The 17021-nt window shown below is 62.0% G+C and carries 20 protein-coding genes and 1 pseudogene; 11 read left to right on the top strand and 10 right to left on the bottom strand.

All coding sequences use genetic code 11. From position 1 onward, the window contains the following. Window positions 1–180 precede the first annotated feature (180 nt). Complete coding sequence (locus tag QRN70_RS23375; RefSeq protein WP_285420250.1) at window positions 181–441, top strand: hypothetical protein; 261 nt, start codon at window positions 181–183, stop codon at window positions 439–441. 63 nt (window positions 442–504) lie between these two features. Next, entirely contained in the window at window positions 505–741 is a 237-nt protein-coding gene (locus tag QRN70_RS23370) for a DUF2789 family protein (protein ID WP_285420249.1), read from the top strand. 40 nt (window positions 742–781) lie between these two features. Here QRN70_RS23370 and QRN70_RS23365 read toward each other — a convergent pair whose 3' ends face one another. From QRN70_RS23365 to QRN70_RS23355, 3 genes are all read right to left on the bottom strand, one after another. Next, window positions 782–985: a hypothetical protein gene (locus QRN70_RS23365; protein ID WP_285420248.1), complete on the bottom strand. Its 204-nt coding sequence runs from the start codon at window positions 983–985 to the stop codon at window positions 782–784. Window positions 986–1098: 113 nt separating this feature from the next. Then, window positions 1099–2703, bottom strand: a complete 1605-nt coding sequence (locus tag QRN70_RS23360; protein ID WP_285420247.1) for a methyl-accepting chemotaxis protein — start codon at window positions 2701–2703, stop codon at window positions 1099–1101. Between the two features lie 224 nt (window positions 2704–2927). Next, the gene (locus QRN70_RS23355) at window positions 2928–3332 is read right to left on the bottom strand and encodes a TraR/DksA family transcriptional regulator (protein ID WP_065260998.1); all 405 of its coding nucleotides are present in this window, start codon (window positions 3330–3332) and stop codon (window positions 2928–2930) included. Between the two features lie 450 nt (window positions 3333–3782). Between QRN70_RS23355 and QRN70_RS23350 the strand changes: the two genes are divergently transcribed. The 3 genes from QRN70_RS23350 to QRN70_RS23340 are packed head-to-tail and all read left to right on the top strand — an operon-like array spanning window position 3783 to window position 6471. Continuing rightward, on the top strand, window positions 3783–4703 hold the full coding sequence (locus QRN70_RS23350) for a MurR/RpiR family transcriptional regulator (protein ID WP_285420246.1): 921 nt from the start codon (window positions 3783–3785) through the stop codon (window positions 4701–4703). Window positions 4704–4763: 60 nt separating this feature from the next. Beyond that, a complete protein-coding gene (locus QRN70_RS23345) occupies window positions 4764–5369 on the top strand; it encodes a glutathione S-transferase (protein ID WP_285420245.1) in 606 nt (201 codons plus the stop codon). A 1-nt stretch (window position 5370) separates the two neighbouring features. After that, the gene (locus QRN70_RS23340) at window positions 5371–6471 is read left to right on the top strand and encodes a DNA alkylation repair protein (RefSeq protein WP_285420244.1); all 1101 of its coding nucleotides are present in this window, start codon (window positions 5371–5373) and stop codon (window positions 6469–6471) included. A gap of 122 nt (window positions 6472–6593) precedes the next feature. On the opposite strand, the gene QRN70_RS23335 is transcribed toward QRN70_RS23340, so the two are convergent. Next, a complete protein-coding gene (locus QRN70_RS23335; protein ID WP_285420243.1) occupies window positions 6594–7247 on the bottom strand; it encodes a DUF2931 family protein in 654 nt (217 codons plus the stop codon). After that, window positions 7247–8787, bottom strand: a pseudogene (locus QRN70_RS23330) (phospholipase effector Tle1 domain-containing protein). The gene QRN70_RS23335 and the pseudogene QRN70_RS23330 overlap by 1 nt, the downstream one beginning before the upstream one ends. A 235-nt stretch (window positions 8788–9022) precedes the next feature. On the opposite strand from QRN70_RS23330, the gene QRN70_RS23325 reads away from it, so the two are divergent. After that, on the top strand, window positions 9023–9418 hold the full coding sequence (locus tag QRN70_RS23325) for a hypothetical protein (protein ID WP_285420242.1): 396 nt from the start codon (window positions 9023–9025) through the stop codon (window positions 9416–9418). Window positions 9419–9474: 56 nt separating this feature from the next. Here the strand turns inward: QRN70_RS23325 and QRN70_RS23320 are convergent, their stop codons facing one another. The 5 genes from QRN70_RS23320 to QRN70_RS23300 form a co-directional block, all read right to left on the bottom strand. After that, window positions 9475–9840, bottom strand: a complete 366-nt coding sequence (locus QRN70_RS23320; protein ID WP_285420241.1) for a DUF6124 family protein — start codon at window positions 9838–9840, stop codon at window positions 9475–9477. Between the two features lie 355 nt (window positions 9841–10195). Then, on the bottom strand, window positions 10196–11026 hold the full coding sequence (gene dapF / locus QRN70_RS23315) for a diaminopimelate epimerase (RefSeq protein ID WP_285420240.1): 831 nt from the start codon (window positions 11024–11026) through the stop codon (window positions 10196–10198). Window positions 11027–11065: 39 nt separating this feature from the next. Further along, a complete protein-coding gene (locus QRN70_RS23310) occupies window positions 11066–11557 on the bottom strand; it encodes a GNAT family N-acetyltransferase (protein WP_285420239.1) in 492 nt (163 codons plus the stop codon). Between the two features lie 23 nt (window positions 11558–11580). Next, on the bottom strand, window positions 11581–11796 hold the full coding sequence (locus tag QRN70_RS23305; protein WP_285420238.1) for a DUF4287 domain-containing protein: 216 nt from the start codon (window positions 11794–11796) through the stop codon (window positions 11581–11583). A gap of 208 nt (window positions 11797–12004) precedes the next feature. Next, window positions 12005–12559, bottom strand: coding sequence for a cytochrome b (locus QRN70_RS23300; RefSeq protein WP_285420237.1), 555 nt, complete (start codon window positions 12557–12559; stop codon window positions 12005–12007). Window positions 12560–12764: 205 nt separating this feature from the next. Here QRN70_RS23300 and QRN70_RS23295 point away from each other — a divergent pair, with 205 nt between their 5' ends. Genes QRN70_RS23295 through QRN70_RS23275 form a run of 5 tightly spaced genes read left to right on the top strand, consistent with a single transcriptional unit; the run spans window position 12765 to window position 17021 of the window. Beyond that, window positions 12765–13442, top strand: a complete 678-nt coding sequence (locus QRN70_RS23295) for a thermostable hemolysin (RefSeq protein WP_285420236.1) — start codon at window positions 12765–12767, stop codon at window positions 13440–13442. Then, window positions 13432–14913: an AMP-binding protein gene (locus tag QRN70_RS23290; protein ID WP_285420235.1), complete on the top strand. Its 1482-nt coding sequence runs from the start codon at window positions 13432–13434 to the stop codon at window positions 14911–14913. Before QRN70_RS23295 ends, QRN70_RS23290 begins: the two co-directional genes overlap by 11 nt. Beyond that, a complete protein-coding gene (locus tag QRN70_RS23285; RefSeq protein WP_285420234.1) occupies window positions 14910–15584 on the top strand; it encodes an iron-containing redox enzyme family protein in 675 nt (224 codons plus the stop codon). The genes QRN70_RS23290 and QRN70_RS23285 overlap by 4 nt, the downstream gene beginning before the upstream one ends. After that, window positions 15571–16380 (top strand): SDR family oxidoreductase, encoded by an 810-nt coding sequence (locus QRN70_RS23280; RefSeq protein WP_285420233.1) that lies wholly within the window; start codon window positions 15571–15573, stop codon window positions 16378–16380. The genes QRN70_RS23285 and QRN70_RS23280 overlap by 14 nt, the downstream gene beginning before the upstream one ends. Then, window positions 16377–17021 (top strand): tetratricopeptide repeat protein, encoded by a 645-nt coding sequence (locus QRN70_RS23275; RefSeq protein WP_285420232.1) that lies wholly within the window; start codon window positions 16377–16379, stop codon window positions 17019–17021. The genes QRN70_RS23280 and QRN70_RS23275 overlap by 4 nt, the downstream gene beginning before the upstream one ends.

Raw genomic sequence — 17021 nt, 5'->3', positions numbered from 1 at the left:
CTTCGAACTTTAGGGAAAAAACTCACCAAGAAAAGCACATTTCCGACATATCGCCGGCAGAAAATTGCTTTAGATAACGTCATGTCGTCAACAGGTGTTGGCGATTCTAGAGCAGCGATGCGGGTCGCGACTACCCGCTGCAGCCTGTAAATGCGGGTCAATCCATGAAAAGGACTTCATATGTGCACTCTGACGCATCTGTTTCTGCCTGCCGGCGCCCCCAACGCCACCTCCCGTGCCCTGCCTTTGCCCTCGCTACAGGGGTTATCGGCAGCGCAGCACCCTACCAGACCACCGATGTTCCAAGTGGTGCCCGCCGGAACCGCGTTTTTTCATATCAGGGAAACCGCCACCGGGCGTGTCAGAGGTTTCCGCGGCAGTCACAACGCCGCATGCGCCCTGGCCCGCTCGCTTGAATCTCGGATCGAACTCCTGGCGTGAGCCTGCCTCAGATACAGTGAGTATCAGATCGCGCCATCCCGGCGCCCGCTTTAGGAGCACATGATGGAACTGCCTGCTTACGACCTGAAAACCCTGTTCGATCAACTCGGCCTGCCCTCCGACGGCAGTGCCATCGATGACTTCATCGAGGCCCATCCGCTGGATGCCGGCACCAAACTGATCGATGCCGATTTCTGGAGCCCGCAACAAGCCCAGTTGCTCAAGGAATGGCTGCGTGCCGACGGCGAGGAAGCCGTGATGGTCGACGAGCTCAACGTGCGCCTGCACGACGGCAAATAAAATCCTGCCGGCGCCGGCTCGCCGACGCCGGCAACTGGTGTTAATGCAGGCTGTCGTGGGGGCCGATGTTCAATTGCGCGAGCCACGCAGCCTTGCATTCTTCCGCCTCGTCGCGGCTGGCGAACGCCGTGCCGCGCCGTTCGCCATTGAGCAGCACCACCCAGCAGACACTCTGCCCCATCGCTCGCAACGCAGCGGGTACACCACTGCCAATCATCACCGCGACATCGACTCGGCTTTGCATGTTGACCTCTCAAATTCATTAGCTACCTAACTAAGTAGGCATATTAATGACTTCGATCAAGAGGAAACAGCAACGACGCTGCACAGAATAGTTGCACAGCGCGCAACAATGCCTCAGCGCGGATGCTCCGGTTTATAGCCCAGGCGCAAACCGCCCCAGTGCCGGCCCTTGACCATGATCGGCACCGACAGGTCATGCATCAGCTCACCGGTATCGCGGGTGTAGGTCTGCAACAGCACCGCTTGCTGATGGCTGCCGCAACGGATGCCGGTGCGGTCGGCGAATTTGCGCTTGGTGCGGTTGTGCAGCGTGTCGACCTGCACGTCGCCGGTCAGCGGTTGGCTGAAAATCTGGTTGTGAGTCGGCACATACCCCTGCTGCGTGCAGGCAATGGCGAACACCAGACCTTCATGACGCGGCAGCAGCGGCTCCTGGATCGCCGGCAGTACCTGATCGGTGTAGCGGTCGAAACGGGTCTGGAACTTCGCCGGTTGGGTGTTGGGAATCGGCTGGTATTGGCGGTCGAACAAATCCTCGGCGCTGATCCGCCCCTGATCGATATCGGCCTCGAACCGCGCGGCAATCTGCGCCGCGCCCTCGCGGGCCAGGTCATAGACGCGCTGGTGATAGTCATCCAGGCCCACCTCGGCGAGGCGCTCGCTGATGGTTTCCGCCTGCCCTTCCATCAGCACCGCCGCTTCGGCCAGGCGGCGGGTTTGTTGGTCGCTGATCGCCAGATCGCTGCGCATCTGCTCGATGGCAGTGAACAGGCTGTCGAGTTGTTCGCGATTGGTCTGCGCGCCCCGGGCGATTTCGCCGACCTGACCTTCCACACCCGCCGCCAGCCGGGCGATGTTGTGCAGATGCTCGCCCGTGTGCTCGACCTGCTCGACACCGCTGTGCAGATCATCCGAGAGCTGGCGAATCTGCTCCACCACCTGCGCGGTGCGCTGCTGAATGTCGGCGACCATCTCGCCGACCTCGCCGGTCGCCGACGCCGTGCGCGCCGCCAGCCCGCGCACCTCATCCGCGACCACCGCAAAACCACGACCATGCTCGCCGGCGCGGGCGGCTTCAATCGCGGCGTTGAGGGCGAGCAGATTGGTCTGGCTGGCGATGGACTGAATCACCAGCGTCACACGTTGAATATCGTCGCTGCGCTGGCTCAAGGCTTCGATCATTTCCCGGCTGGCACTGGCGCGTTCACTGAGCTGGCGCATGCGCGCAATCGAATCGACCAGCTCGCTGCGCCCCGCCGCGCTGCTGTGGTGGGCTTCGCTGGCGGCCCCCAGCGCTTCCCGGCTGAGCTGCGAGGTGGCCTGCTCCGTGGCGATCATCACCTCGGCATTGCTGACAATCTGCGCGGCCGCGTCGAGTTGCGATTGCAGCTTGCTGGCCAGTTCCTTGACGGAAAACGCCACGCCCGCCGCTGACAGCGCGTTATGACTGGTGCTGTAGGAAAGATCGCGCGTCAGTTCCGCCATCGCGCTGCCGCTGTCGAGCGGCTGGGCAGCGACAGGCTTGCGCGAGCGCAGGCGCGGCAGCCAGACGATCAGCACCGCCAACGGCATGCCCACGTACAAGGGCCACTCGCCGAGCGTCATGCCGGCGAGCAACAGCAGCAGGGCGACACTCTGCAGGCTCGGAGCGAGCCAGCGGTTTCTCGGCAAAACAACTGGTGCAGGCAGAGCCGCAACCAGAGATCCATCTCTCGTCATTTCGTTACCCCACGCATGTTCTCATTGTTGTGGCTGCATTAAACGCCACTACAACGCCATTATCCATGGTCCGTTAGTCGTGGGGTCTGTGGCAGGTCAATGGAACGGCGCGAAATATCGTGGACGACAAAAAGCAAAGATCGCAGCCTTCGCCAGCCCCGTGGGAGCTGGCGAAGGCTGCGATCTTTTCGCGACGACCCGCAATCAAGGGGTCGTCTCAGCCATCAAGCCTGACGCTGGTGCTTGTCGATCTGCTCGTGACGCTCTTGCGCTTCGATGCAGTACTTGGTGGTCGGGCTGATCAGCAGGCGTTTCAGGCCGATCGGCTCGCCGCTGTCGTCGCACCAGCCAAAGCTGTCTTCCTTGATTCGCTCAAGGGCTTGTTCCAGCTGCGGCAGCATGCGCTGGTCACGGTCGATTGCGTTCACCAGCCAGGTGCGCTCTTCTTCGACCGATGCCGCGTCCGCCGGGTCAGCCGGGGTGTCCAGGCTTTCGATAGCGATACGGTTTTGCTCAATGCGCTCGTGGGTTTCGACTTTCATGTTCTGCAACAGCTCGGTGAAGAAAGCGTGCTGCTCGGCGTTCATGTAGTCATCTGCCGGCATGGCCAGCAACTTGTCCTTTGTCATTGATATCTCTATAAAAAAACGTGCATTAAGGCGAATTAGGGAGCGTTCCGGCGAACCGCGTGCGGTCGTCGAAAAGGCATCGTTTATTGCAAACGCCACCCGGCACTCAATTTACGAAGGGGCGGCAGTCTAAGGCCCGTTTGAGGCCTCAGCAACTGTAAATACAGGGAATTTGTCCGACAACACCCGGAAACTGCTCTGACACAGGCATCGTGGCGGTCATCGGAGTGCGTTTATAGCAAGAAATTCAGTCGAGCGGCTGTATATAGAAGACAAACGGCGGTCGGGCGGCGTTTTGTCGCAATATTTTTCAGCCATGCAGTCCGCGCAGTGCATCGTTTCAGCAGCGCAGCCGCGACAAAAGCTGTCGCAAATCAACCGGTAGACTGCCCGCAACCCGCCTATTCTCAGGCCCGTAGCCCCAACGTCGATCAGCCACAAGGACTGCCCATGACCCGCCCCGATCAGCCGGCCAATGACGAACACGCGCCCGAACGCGACCTCGCCAGCCCCCCGATCACTGCCGGGCGTCTGCTGCAACTGATCACCGAGCAGTACGACACCCTGCCGCGCCAGCTCAAGCGCATCGCCAGCTACATGAGCCAGCAGAGCGAGCGGATCATGGTCGACCGCATCAGCGACATCGCCCGTGAATGCGAAGTGCACCCGTCGGCCATCGTGCGTTTCTCGCAGCGCTTCGGCTTCAGCGGCTTCAGCGAAATGCAGGCGCTGTTCCGCGAGGCCTACACCGACAAAGCCACGCCGGTGCAGAACCACCAGCAACGCATCCGCAGCATGATCGCCAACAAATCGCAGAAGACCAGCGACGGCGCCCTCGCCCGTGACTGCATCGACGCCACACTGGCGGGCATCGAACGCCTGGGCCTGGAACTGGACGACGTCGCCTTCACCAAAGCCATCGACCTGATCGTCGGCGCCGACAACATTTATGTCATCGGCGTGCGTCGCTCCTTCGCCGTCGCCGACTATCTGGTTTACAACTTGCAACACACACGCAAGCGCATTCACCTGGTCTCGGGCATCGGCGGCAGCTATCGCGAGCAAATGCGCAGTGTGCAAGCCAACGACCTGGTGATCGCCATCAGCTACACCCCCTACGCCAAGGAAACCCAGCACTGCCTGCGCTACGCCCGCCAGCAAAACGCCGACAGCCTGATCCTCACCGACAGCACCCTGTCGCCGCTGGCCAAAGGCGCGAACACCGTGCTGCTGGTCAATGAAGGCAGCTCGTTTGCGTTCCGCTCGCTGAGCGCGACGTTGTGCCTGTGCCAGGCACTGTTTATCGCGGTGGCCTATCGCCTGGGGTTGCAGATCGAGGAAATTCACGAGCAGGTCGGCTTCGAGGACTGACATTTACCGGCGGCTGGGCTAGGTTATGCCCTCCCCCGGTTCGACTTGAAGGAACGCGTCATGAAACTGATCGGCATGCTCGACTCCCCTTACGTGCGCCGCGTGGCGATCTCCGCCAAGTGCCTGGGCGTCAGCCTCGAACATGAACCGGTGTCGGTGTTCCGCCATTTCGAGCGTTTCCAGCAGATCAACCCGGTGGTCAAGGCGCCGACTCTGCTCCTCGACGACGGCCAGGTGCTGATCGATTCGACGCTGATTCTCGATTACCTCGAAGCCCTGTCGGGCAAATCCCTGCTGCCGCGTGACTTGCCGCAACGCGTGCAGGCCTTGCGCCTGATCGGCCTGAGCCTCGCCGCGTGCGAAAAAGCCGTGCAGCTGTATTACGAGCGCAACCTGCGTCCGGCCGACATCCAATACCAGCCGTGGGTCGAGCGCGTCGAAGGCCAGCTCGCCGCCGCGTTCAGCGCCCTCGAGCAAGCGCTGCAACTGCAGCCGTTGCCCACCGACGGCAGCCTCGCGCAGGACGGCATCAGCCTCGCCGTCGCGTGGAGCTTCACCGACCTCGTCGTGCCCGACCAGATCAGCGCCGAACGCTTCCCGCGCATCGCCCAGTACACTGCGTACGCCGAGAGCCTCGAAGCGTTCACCAGCACGCCGATGAACTGACATGAGCGCCAGCGAAGCCGCCAACCCGGCCCTGAAGGAAATCTTCAACGCCGAACGCCTGCAACATATCGCCACGCAAATGAGCGCTGTGTACCCGGCGTTCAACGCCAAGGGTTTTCTTGAACAGGCCAACAGCGGCCTCGCCGAGCTCTCGGTGATGCAACGCCTGGCCCGTGTCAGCGAATGCCTGCACGCCGTGCTGCCGCTGGACTACGAAGATTCCCTCGAAGTCCTGCGCGCCCTTGCCCCTCGGCTCAACAGCGGCTTCGTCAGCATGTGCCTGCCGCACTACGTGGCGAGCTACGGCGGCCACGCCTTCGACGCCTCGCTGGACGCCCTCGAATACTTCACCGCGTTCGGCTCCTCGGAATTCGCCATCCGCCACTTCCTGCGCAGCGACCTCGAACGCACGCTGGAGCGCATGCACGACTGGGCCCTCGACGACAACCCGCACGTCCGCCGCCTCGCCAGCGAAGGCAGCCGCCCGCGCCTGCCCTGGTCATTCCGCCTCGAACCGATCCAGGCCAACCCCAACCTGGCCGCCGGCATCCTCGACACCCTGAAAGCCGACGACAGCCTGTACGTACGCAAATCCGTGGCCAACCACCTCAACGACATCACAAAAGTCCACCCCGAATGGGTGCTCGACACCGTCGAAGGCTGGTCGCTGGACAACAAACACAGCGCCTGGATCGCCAGACACGCCCTGCGCAGCCTGATCAAACAGGGCAACCCACGCGCATTGACCGTGATCGGCGCGGGCAACAAGGCTGAAGTTGAGCTGCTGGAGGTGAAAGTGGCACCGGCTGAGGTGCAACTCGGCGAGACGATTACCTTGTCGTTCACGGTGAAGTCGACCGTGCCTGAGACGCAGCGGCTGGTGATCGATTACGCGATTGATTATGTGAAGGCCAATGGTGGAACGTCGGCCAAGGTGTTCAAGTTGAAGACGCTGGAATTGACGGGGTATGCGCTGGAGGGAGTACGGCGCAGTCAGCAGATCAAGGACTTCACGACACGCAAGCATCATCGAGGACGGCATGAGGTGCGGGTGATGGTCAATGGCGAGGTTTTGGGCGGTTCGGCCTTTGTCATTGCATAGCCGACGACCTGGGGGATTCTGAATAGCCGAATGAGCATGGGTCTACGAGCAAGCCCGCCCGCTGCCTTCGCACAATCACCCACCGGCTATCTATAGCTGCTCATTCTGAGAAAAGCCCAGGTTCACCAACTGCCGTACGGAATGCCGAACTTCTCGATATAGCGCTTGGATTTTTCGTCGACAGGATAAGCGTAACGGCCTTGGTTTTTGCCTTGGTCAGGCCCCAGCGGCTCGATCTCTGCTTGGGCCCTGGCTACTTTGACAGGATGGTGGCAGGCGTCTCTGACCCAAACCTGAACCACACCACCGGGTGCCAGGCCCAGATAGACGGAAGAAATGTAAGTAGCCGTTTGCTCGGGCGTTTTTGCGCATCGCTGGTTGACCGACGTCAGCATCAATTGTCTGGCCTTCTCAGGGATATCCACCCACACGCGATAGGTTTGAGGTTCGACGATGGATTGCCAGCGAACGAAGATTCGTTTGGGTAGATCAGCGCCCACCACGGCTTTCGCGGAGCTGCCCAGACCGTGCCAACCTCGAGCGGACTCCGTACCATCCTCTGGTTGCCCACCCGACGCAGAGCCGCCACCGGTGTGCAGAAGCGTCTTTCCTTTGATGTCCTCGACCGATGTGTCCTCTACCCAAACCTTCATATAGCGAGGTTCAGTAAAGCCAAGTTCCCACCATGGAGACTTGGGATCGTTTTTCGCTGAAAGCGGTTCTGCGCTGCAGCCGGCCACGAACAGGATGCATCCCAGAATTACAATTGATTTCATCACCAAAGAGTCCAATCAGGTACGTGTGGGTGTTTTACGCGTACGTCGTCGGGCGTGGGGGCGTTGATGTACACCGCGCGCACGCCACTTCCATCTCTTCTGCCAAGTGGATGATTCCAGTTGGCAGAGGTATGAATGTACTTGAGTTTGAGGATCTGCTCTTCCTGCGGGGTGGTGCCGTAGTCTCCTGAAATAAACCGATCACACATGGCCTGGAGTTCTGCGGGAATCGCGAACGCTGAAGTTGCGGGAATATCGTTGAACCGTACCCCTTTAGCCTTCGCTTGTTGATGCATTACACGCAGGCATACTCTCGACAACATTCCACTGACAGTGCGCTTTAACTGAACAGCGGCATAGACCCTTTTGACGCGAGGACTCAATCGATCCTCAGAGCTATTGGGCATCATCAACGCAGGTGGCGTCACGATCTCCAGCATTTCGGCGGGCCAACCATTCGTGATCCACTGGTTTCGTACTCTCAACGCATCTTGGTAAATCGAAGTGGTAGAGACATCAGTGGTCAGTGACACCAAAAGTGTCTGCATGGGACTGACAAGTACACATTCCCCAGCCTCTTCCAGATAGCCCCCGCCGATATCGGAATGGACCCCGGGCAGGACGATCTCCTGATGATCGGGTGCGACACGGCTGAGGGCAAAGTTGCCTCGGCGCTCGTCGCGCGCGACCAATTGGACGACATCGGTGAAAAATCGCCGATCCAGATACAGCTTGATGCCCGTTGCGACGGGACTTTTGATGTTGCCCAAGTTTGACCATCCGGCGATGGATGGCACGGTGTCGAACAGGCCGATAAAGCCCATCCTGAGATCGCCATTGTATTGGTCGTTGAACCTGGAGCTGAGAATGTCCGAGTGGCTACGAAGGATTTCTCCCAGAGGGCCTCGTTTGCCACGCACGACTTCATTCGCGAAATGGCGTGCGGCTGCCGCGCCTCGGCTGAAGCCGAAGGTATCGAAGGTCAGCGAGGTAATTTCACTACCCGGATTCTCGTCAATCGCTTCTTTGATACGCTGTTCAATCAATACAAAGGAAGCTTGAACTCGCCCCGCAACACCTGTCTCGCCACGTCCGGCAGCCGCTCCCAAGGTGCTGTCCTTTTCACCCGCGCGGGTGCCGATACCTTCGACGTACACCATGCGAAAAGCCTGTTTTTGCGACCCTTCGCCTTCGGCGGCTTCGGGAGTTTCATACAAATCGCTGAGCTTCTTGATATTGCTGGGATCGTTGCCATAGCTGCTATCCGGATCACTCATGTACGGCTTGCAGCTGGCATCGATATCCTTCGGCGAAATCGGATGATGGGCGCCACACAGCAACCCTGCGGCAGCGTTGTTGGCGTTGTTGCCGGTGCCGTCGAAGAACACGCCGATGCGCAGGGCGATGCCGACTTTTTCATTTTGGGGGCAGGCGCTTGCCCGTGCTTTTCGTATTCGGCCCAGCGCTGGGCGTGAATGTCGACGGGTTTGGCTTCAGCGTAGCGATGGTTTTTCGGCGGGTTGGGTACGTAGCCACTCATCCATGATTCCTGTTCAGATCCTTTGTGAACGGCGCAAGAGTGACAGTCGCAGCGCAGGCCCGCAAGGCGTGGCCATGGGCCAGCGGGCTGGCAGCAGGTTAGAACCTTTCACGGTTGCAACAATGAAGAATTGCTCTAAAAACCTGTCAGTTATGACAGTGGCGAGTGCTGCAGTCTGTCGGTAGTTTTCACGCTGGCCAATGATCTTTTGGTTGATCCTTCATGGAGAACGGACATGTCTGAGCACAACAACAATGCAGAAAAAACCAGCAGCTGGGCCACTGTCTATCTGACGGCGACGACAGCGGGTTTTGTCGGTGAACTGAGGGTAAATTTCCGCCGGTTCGAACAGAGGCTGGAAATCATTCTTGAGCAATACCGAATCGACAAAGGCACCAACGAGGGCGGGAATAGCGCAAATATCAATTTCACGGCGCGGGGGCAATATGGAGAGCTGACGATCAACTCTCCAGACAGCCTTATCCAGGACGGAACGTGGAAAACCTATAACAAGCACGGTGTCCTGGATGTGAAGAACAGCCGGGGCGCCGAGTTCAAGGCGCTGTTTATCTTTGACAAGTCCGACGGCGGCGATCCGCGGATTACCGCGACCAAGGTCGTCAATTTCTAGAACACCAAGACGCTTGCTCTGTGGCGACGCCTGAACCGGTCGCCACAGAGGGTTTGTTACTCGCGCACCTCAACATGATCCAACGCCTGATTCACCGCCAACTCACCGAGCATCACCACCTGCGCAATCCCCAGCAGGGTCTTGCGCTGGGAAGTGTTGAGTTGGGTGGCGAAGTGGTTGAGCATTTCGCTGGCGCTGCCGAGGGTTTCGCTGGCGTTGACCAGGAGGGATTCGGCGTTGTACTTCGGGTTGGCGAGGTACATGGGTTCGGGTTGTCTGGGGGTTGGGGCCTGGTGGGCGGTCGAGGGAAACAGATAGTGGTCGAGGGCGCGCTCGGCGGCTTCGTGGAATTTCTTCGAGTGGGCGGATTCGTAGGGGGATGCCGGGTCGGTTTCCGGGGGATTCGGCGTTGGTTTGATCATGGTGAAACTCCTAGTTGGTAAAAGGAGCCCCCATCTTCGCTACCAAACGAAGGGTGGCGGCCATACGAAGGTTGGTAGACCGGTAACTAGGACCCGGCGCACCCGAAGGTGCCCTGCGCATGGCCACCATAAAGCGCAGACCCGAAGAGAGTCCGAAAATGATGACGCTATGCGACTAGTTAACTCGGGCTACCAAACCCGATCACTGTTTTTTCAGTGACGAGGAAACGATAGAACCCGCGCCCCAGACGCACAAGCCGGCGGATTCTGGCGCAGTCGTAGGGGATGGCGCAAGGCGTTGTAGCCTTTCGGCAGGGTCTGAAGGACGCTTTTAAACAAGCGCTACATTTCGTGTTTACGCGCGGTCGGGATGGGGCTGCAGCAGGCTTTCGGCGAGGGTGCCGCAGAACGTCGTTTCGACCGGGCCGCTGAGAGTCACCGAACCGTGGCCGGCCCAGTGCACGGTGACCGTGCCGCCGTCGCATTCGACGGCGACGGTGTGGTCGAGCAAGCCGCGGCGGATACCGTTGACGGCGGCGCCGCACGAGCAGGAGCCGGAACCCAGCGGGATGCCGCCGCCGCGTTCCCAGATGCGCAGGCGGATGTGCTGGCGGTCGATGACCTGCACGAAGTGCACGTTGGTGCGCTGCGGGAACAGCGGGTGGCTTTCCAGCGCCGGGCCGAGGCTGGCGATGTCCACCGTGTTCAGGTCGTCGACGAAAAAGGTGCAGTGCGGGTTGCCCATGCTGCACGCGGCAGGCTCGCCGGCCAGCGGCAGGTGCGCGCTGTCGAGCGCATGCGCCAGGGGAATCTGCGACCAGGCGAAGGTCGGCGCGCCCATGTCGACGCAAATGCTGTCGGCGCAAGTGCGCTCACAGGTGAGCAAGCCACGCGCGGTGCGCAGCGTGACCGTTCGACTGCTTGCTTCGCGCATCAACCGATCGGCCGCGCCACGGGTGGCGCTGCCACAGACATCGAGCGGCGAACCGTCGGCATTCCAGAACACCAGGCGCGCGTCGGCGTCCGCGCAATCGAGCAACACCGCCAGTTGATTGAAGCCGATGCCGCGATGGCGATCACCCAGGCGTCGGGCCAGTTCGGCGGTGACCGGATTGGCCCTATGGCGCGCATCGACCACGATGAAGTCGTCGCCATTGGCGTGCATTTTATGAAAGCTCAGCGACATCGATCGTTCCTTGTCGGCACGTGGGCGAAGGGGCGTCTGTCACGCTGCCGGCGGGTGTCTGTGGCGGCGCATGTTGATCAACGCCGAGCGCCCGCCACCCGGCGCCGGGCGCTCTTCGATGGCGAACGGCACAAAGCCCAGCTGCGGATACAGCAGCAGCCCGGCGGTGTTTTCGTTGAAGCACGACAGTTGCACTTCGCGGGCATCCCAGTGTTCGAAGGCCCGCGCGGTCATGGTTTCGATGATGTAGCGCGCCACCCCTCGGCCGCGTGCGCCGGGGGCGACGATGACGTTGCCGATGCAGCAGATGCCCTGGCGTTCGGCGCGGTAGAAATTGGCGAAGCCTGCGACGGCGCCGTCGAGCTCGAACACGGTGGAGTCGAAACGTTGGCCGATCGCCGTGTGCATCTGCTCTTCGGTCAGCGGGTACTGCGCTTTCGGGAACATGAAAAACAGTTCCTGTACGCCCTGCGGAAAACCGATGAGGGTGGCGACGTCAGCGGCGGTAACGGGTCTGTGGTGCAAGCTCATGGTTGGCCTCGATCCTTGAGCGCTCACTTTTTCGCGCCGGCCAAATGGTGGGCGACCAGTGCGTTGGCGTGGCCGTGGCCAAGGCCGTGTTCGGTCTTGAGCCAGGCGACCTGTTCCATGTGTTTTTTCTCGCTGACGCTGGCCAGCAGCTGCAGCCAGTGGTCGATGGGCTGGCCGTACTTTTTCTCGATGGCGGGAAAGTACGAGGCCGGACCTGTGGCTTTTGCATCTTCGCTCATGCGGCAAGCTCCCTGATCGCGACGAAGCGTTGGCTAACGCTTGCGGTCGTCGCCGGATAGAGTGGACGCATCGGGCGATTCCGACAAGTGCCGCGCGCCACCGGCATCCGATGAAATCGCGCAGATTCCATCGACTACCCCGCAGCAAACCTGAACACCCGACCACGCCCCCCGCAGGCGCAGTTGCGCCTACGGGTTTTTTCCAGAATCAACGGCTGCCGGAGCGACCCGGCAACATGCGCACCAGGGTGTTGTCGCGCACCCAGTAATGATGGAACAGCCCCGCCGCCGCGTGCAGGCCGATCAACCAGTAACCGCTGCTGCCCAGCAGCTCGTGCCAGTATTTGAGGCGCTTGGCAAAGTCCGGGTCGACGGCCACCGGCGCCGGCAGATGGAAGCCGAAGTACGGGAACGGTTTGTCGCCGGCGGCGAGCATCAGCCAGGCGAGAATCGGCGTGGCGATCATCAGCCCGTACAGCGCCAGGTGCATCAGGTGCGAGATGCCGGTCTGCCAGGCTGGAGGCTTCGGGGTGATCGGTGGACGCGGCGTCAGGCGAGCGAACAGGCGCAGCCACACCAGGACGAAAATGCTTGCGCCGAACAGGCCGTGGAAGCCCATCAGCAGGCCGCGCGCTTCGCTGCCCTTGGGCATGAAGCCCTTGATTTCGACGCAGGCATACACGCCGACGAACAGCGCCAGCATCAGCCAGTGCAAAGTGATCGAGAGTTTTCCATAACGGTTTACGGCGGTGTCGCGGGTCATAAGGCGCCTCGTGATTGTCATGAGCGACGGCCAAGTCGTTCGGCCGTCTCGATCCGGTTGCGGGGCGAACCGACGGTGCCACCCTGCCCTTGCAGTCTTAAGACAGTCTGAAGATTGCCCCAAGATTAACCTTTTTTCACCTTCAGACTTCGTTAAGAAATGGCTCGGATACTGCGCTCAAACCCTTGAGGGAGGCGCTCGGCCCATGCCCGATACCGACTGGAACATTCCCCTGCCCCTGCACTTCGGCCACGCCGAAACGCCGTCGATGAGCCTGTCCGCGGCCTTGCCTGGCGACGACTTGCGCACGCTGTTCGAAGACTTCATCCAGCAACGCTTTCGCAAGGCTCACGGGGCCGACATCCGCCATTTCATGCCCGAGCTGTTTGGCGTGCACAACGCTGAAGGTCAGTTGTGCGCAGTGGCCGGCGTGCGCCGTGCCCATCTCGAGCCGCTGTTTCTCGAACGCTACCTCGACGAGCCGATAGAGCCGCTGATCAGCGCCACGGCCGAGCGCAGGGTGGACCGGCGCGGCATCGTCGAGGTCGGCAACCTCGCCGCCAGCGACACCGGCAGCGCGCGCCTGAGCATCATCGCCCTCACTTACCTGCTGGCCATGGGCGGCCTGGAGTGGGTGACGTTCACCGGCAACATCGGCCTGGTCAACAGCTTCCATCGCCTGGGCCTCAAGCCAGTGACATTGTGCGCCGCCGACCCGCAACGCCTGGGTGACGAGCGTCAACACTGGGGCAGTTATTACCAGAGCAAACCCTGGGTGCACGTCGGCAACATCCGCGCCGGGTTCATCCATTTGCGCAACATCGGACTGTTTACCCGGCTCGGATTGCCGACGGCCATCGAAGGGGCATGTCATGTCGCTTGAACTGCAACGCTTCCAGGAAACCCTGCGCGGCTATGCCGGGCGCAACGACAACCGTATCGCGCTGTGGGGCGACACGCTGAGGCTCGACTACACCACGCTGTACGCCGAATTGCTCTACCGCCAGGAGCGCTTGCGCGACGAGCAGGTGCAGGTGATCGCCCTGGCGCTGGACAACGGCGTCGAAGCGATGCTCTGGGACCTGGCGGTGCTGTTCGAAGGCCTCACCTGCGTGACCCTGCCGCCATTTTTCAGCCCGGCGCAGCGCGCGCATTGCCTGGAACAGAGTCAGGCCGAGCGGGTGATTGCCGAACCGGAACTGGCGGCGGAACTGCTCGCCGCCGGTTATGAGCAACGCGGCGAGTTCTGGTGCCGCACCTTCAGCGGCCCCAGCCGCATGCCCGCCGGCACGGCCAAACTGACCTTCACTTCCGGCACCACCGGCACGCCAAAAGGGGTGTGCCTGAGCGCCGACAGCCTGCTGCGCGTGGCGCGCGAGCTGGAGCAAGCCAGTCTCGCCACGGCGCCGCAGCATCATGTGGCGCTGTTGCCGCTGGCAATCCTGTTGGAGAACCTTGGCTGCTACGCGGCGCTGTACGCCGGGGCAATGCTGAGCCTGCCGAGCCAGAAAACCCTCGGCATTCACGCTGCGAGCGGCGTCGAGGTGCCGCGCCTGCTCGGTTACCTGGCCAGGCGTCAGCCGCAGAGCCTGATCCTGGTGCCGCAGTTGCTGTTGCTGCTGGTCAGCGCCGCCGAACAGAAAGCGTTCGACCCGCAGAATCTGCGCTTCGCCGCCGTCGGCGGTGCACGGGTTGCCGAGGATCTGCTGCACCGCGCGCAACGGGTCGGCGTGCCGGTCTACGAAGGCTACGGTTTGTCCGAATGCGCCTCGGTGGTGTGCCTCAATCGCCCCGGTGCGCGGCGCCCGGGCAGCGTCGGCCAACCCCTGCCCCACGTCGAGGTGCGGCTGGCCGAAGACGGCGAGGTACTGATCAAGGGCTCGACCCTGCTCGGTTATCTCGGCGAACCGGCATATGCCGAAGCCTGGTGGCCGAGCGGCGATCTCGGTGAATTCGACCCGGAAGGTTTCCTCTACCTCAAGGGCCGCAAGAAACATCAGTTCGTCACCAGTTACGGGCGCAACGTCAACCCGGAATGGGTCGAGGCGGAACTGACCCAGCGCCGCCACATTGCCCAGGCCTTCGTCTACGGCGAAGCGCTGCCGCACAACCACGCCCTGCTCTGGCCGCACCGTACGGACTGCTCCGACGCCGAACTGGCCGCCGCCGTCGCCGAAGCCAACGAGGCCTTGCCCGAGTACGCCCAGGTGCATCACTGGACGCGCCTGCCGCAACCCTTCACCGCCGCCAATGGCCTGCTCACTGCCAACGGCCGCCCGCGCCGCGACGCCATCGTCGCGCTATACCGCGCGCAACTCACCGAATCGACGTTTTCCGAGGAGTCCGCATCATGAGTTTTTTCGACACCCTGCAAGAAGCCACGCATGCCGAACGCCATGAGCTGTTCAACCTGCCGATCATTCTCGATGCCCTGCAAGGCCGGGTCAGCCTGGAGAGCTATCGCGCCTTCCTCGCCCAGGCCTACTACCACGTGCGCCATACCGTGCCGCTGATGATGGCCTGCGGCGCCCGCCTGCCGACGCGCCTGGAATGGCTGCGCCAGGCTGTGTGCGAGTACATCGAGGATGAATACGGCCACGAACAGTGGGTGCTCAACGACATTGCCGCGTGTGGCGGCGATCGCGAGGCGGTGCGTGACGGCCAGCCGTCGCTGCCGATCGAGCTGATGGTGAGCTTCCTCTACGACCTGATCGCCCGGGGTAATCCGGTGGGTCTGTTCGGCATGGTCAACGTGCTCGAAGGCACCAGCATCGCCCTGGCCACCCACGCGGCGGGCAGCATTCGCGAGCGTCTGGCGCTGCCGGAAACCGCCTTCAGCTACCTCAGCTCCCACGGCTCGCTCGACATCGAGCACATGCAAACCTACCGCCGTCTGATGAACAGACTCGAAGACCCGGACGATCAGGCAGCGGTGATTCACGCCTCGAAAGTCGTCTACCGCCTCTACACCGATATGTTCCGTGGCCTGCCGCGCGACGCGGAGGCTCACCATGCAGCTGCATGAAGCCCGTGTGGTGTTGACCGGCGCCAGCGGTGGCATCGGTCTGGCGATCACCGAGGCACTGTGCGCGGCCGGCGCGCGGGTGCTGGCGGTGGCGCGGCATCAGGCGTCGTTGCTGCCGCTGCTCGAGCGCTATCCGCAGAACCTGTGCTGGGTCGCCGCCGACCTGACGTTCCTCAGCGACCGGCGCAAAGTGCTGGCTGCCGCCGAAGGCATCGGTGGCATCAACCTGCTGATCAACGCCGCCGGGGTCAATCATTTCGCCATGCTCGAACAGCTCGACGACAGCGACATCAACGCGATGCTCGCGGTGAACATCAGCGCGCCGATCTGCCTGAGCAAACTGCTGCTGCCGCTGCTCAAGCAAGCCGACAGCGCCATGGTGGTCAACGTCGGCTCGACCTATGGCTCGATCGGCTACCCGGGTTACGCCAGTTACTGCGCGAGCAAGTTCGCCCTGCGCGGGTTTTCCGAAGCCTTGCGCCGCGAGTTGGCCGACACCCGGGTCAGCGTGCTCTACGTGGCGCCGCGCGCCACCCGCACCGCGATGAACAGTGCCGCCGCGCAAGCGCTGAACGACGCACTCAAGGCCAACGTCGACGACCCGCAAGCCGTGGCGTCGGCGGTGGTTCATGCGATCGCCGGGGATCGCCGCGACTTGTACCTGGGCTGGCCCGAGCGCTTTTTCGTGCGCCTCAACAGCCTGCTGCCGCACCTGGTGGATCGCGGCCTGCGCAAGCAATTGCCGCTGATCCGTCGCCTCAGTGAAAAAACCGACCACGAGCCGCCAACATCATGAAAAGACTCTTCGCCTGCGTGCTGCTCGGCGTCCTCAGCCAAAGCGTCTGGGCGCTGGACGCCGCCGATCAGCAACGCCTCGACAGCATCCAGCAGCGCTGGGCGCAAATCCAATATCAGATCCCGGAGAAACAGCGCCCGGCCGCGTTCGAGCAACTGGCGGCGCAAACCAGCCACTTCACCGCCGAGCGCCCGGACGTGGCCGAAGCGTGGATCTGGCAAGCCATCGTCACCAGCAGCTGGGCCGGAGCCGAGGGCGGGCTCGGCGCATTGGCCAAGGCCAGGCAGGCCAAGGGCGATCTGGAAAAGTCGCTGACCCTGGACCCGAAAGCCCTGCAAGGCTCGGCCTACACCAGCCTCGCCGCACTGTATGACCGGGTGCCGGGCTGGCCGATCGGCTTTGGCGACAGCGACAAGGCCGAACAACTGCTCAAACAGGCGCTGCAACTCAATCCCGACGGCATCGACACGCTGTACTTCTGGGGCGATCACCTCTACCGTCAGAAACGCTACGCTGAAGCCAGGGCGGCGCTGCAAAAAGCCCTGCAGGCCGCGCCGCGTCCGGGCCGGGAAAGTGCCGATGCCGGGCGCCGCAAAGAAGTCGCCGCGTTGCTGGCGGACGTGAACAAGAAACTCGACTGA

Source organism: Pseudomonas sp. efr-133-TYG-5, from assembly GCF_030209175.1.
GTDB lineage: Bacteria > Pseudomonadota > Gammaproteobacteria > Pseudomonadales > Pseudomonadaceae > Aquipseudomonas.
The sequence above is the reverse complement of the archived record's forward strand: the minus strand, read 5'-3'. Positions and strand labels throughout refer to the sequence as shown.

Bases quoted from the DNA above. Each gene is read 5' to 3' on its own strand.
- QRN70_RS23375 (WP_285420250.1), top strand. From the start codon at position 181: ATGTGCACTCTGACGCATCTGTTTCTGCCTGCCGGCGCCCCCAACGCC.
- QRN70_RS23370 (WP_285420249.1), top strand. From the start codon at position 505: ATGGAACTGCCTGCTTACGACCTGAAAACCCTGTTCGATCAACTCGGC.
- QRN70_RS23365 (WP_285420248.1), bottom strand. From the start codon at position 985: ATGCAAAGCCGAGTCGATGTCGCGGTGATGATTGGCAGTGGTGTACCC.
- QRN70_RS23360 (WP_285420247.1), bottom strand. From the start codon at position 2,703: ATGACGAGAGATGGATCTCTGGTTGCGGCTCTGCCTGCACCAGTTGTT.
- QRN70_RS23355 (WP_065260998.1), bottom strand. From the start codon at position 3,332: ATGACAAAGGACAAGTTGCTGGCCATGCCGGCAGATGACTACATGAAC.
- QRN70_RS23350 (WP_285420246.1), top strand. From the start codon at position 3,783: ATGACCCGCCCCGATCAGCCGGCCAATGACGAACACGCGCCCGAACGC.
- QRN70_RS23345 (WP_285420245.1), top strand. From the start codon at position 4,764: ATGAAACTGATCGGCATGCTCGACTCCCCTTACGTGCGCCGCGTGGCG.
- QRN70_RS23340 (WP_285420244.1), top strand. From the start codon at position 5,371: ATGAGCGCCAGCGAAGCCGCCAACCCGGCCCTGAAGGAAATCTTCAAC.
- QRN70_RS23335 (WP_285420243.1), bottom strand. From the start codon at position 7,247: ATGAAATCAATTGTAATTCTGGGATGCATCCTGTTCGTGGCCGGCTGC.
- QRN70_RS23325 (WP_285420242.1), top strand. From the start codon at position 9,023: ATGTCTGAGCACAACAACAATGCAGAAAAAACCAGCAGCTGGGCCACT.
- QRN70_RS23320 (WP_285420241.1), bottom strand. From the start codon at position 9,840: ATGATCAAACCAACGCCGAATCCCCCGGAAACCGACCCGGCATCCCCC.
- dapF (WP_285420240.1), bottom strand. From the start codon at position 11,026: ATGTCGCTGAGCTTTCATAAAATGCACGCCAATGGCGACGACTTCATC.
- QRN70_RS23310 (WP_285420239.1), bottom strand. From the start codon at position 11,557: ATGAGCTTGCACCACAGACCCGTTACCGCCGCTGACGTCGCCACCCTC.
- QRN70_RS23305 (WP_285420238.1), bottom strand. From the start codon at position 11,796: ATGAGCGAAGATGCAAAAGCCACAGGTCCGGCCTCGTACTTTCCCGCC.
- QRN70_RS23300 (WP_285420237.1), bottom strand. From the start codon at position 12,559: ATGACCCGCGACACCGCCGTAAACCGTTATGGAAAACTCTCGATCACT.
- QRN70_RS23295 (WP_285420236.1), top strand. From the start codon at position 12,765: ATGCCCGATACCGACTGGAACATTCCCCTGCCCCTGCACTTCGGCCAC.
- QRN70_RS23290 (WP_285420235.1), top strand. From the start codon at position 13,432: ATGTCGCTTGAACTGCAACGCTTCCAGGAAACCCTGCGCGGCTATGCC.
- QRN70_RS23285 (WP_285420234.1), top strand. From the start codon at position 14,910: ATGAGTTTTTTCGACACCCTGCAAGAAGCCACGCATGCCGAACGCCAT.
- QRN70_RS23280 (WP_285420233.1), top strand. From the start codon at position 15,571: ATGCAGCTGCATGAAGCCCGTGTGGTGTTGACCGGCGCCAGCGGTGGC.
- QRN70_RS23275 (WP_285420232.1), top strand. From the start codon at position 16,377: ATGAAAAGACTCTTCGCCTGCGTGCTGCTCGGCGTCCTCAGCCAAAGC.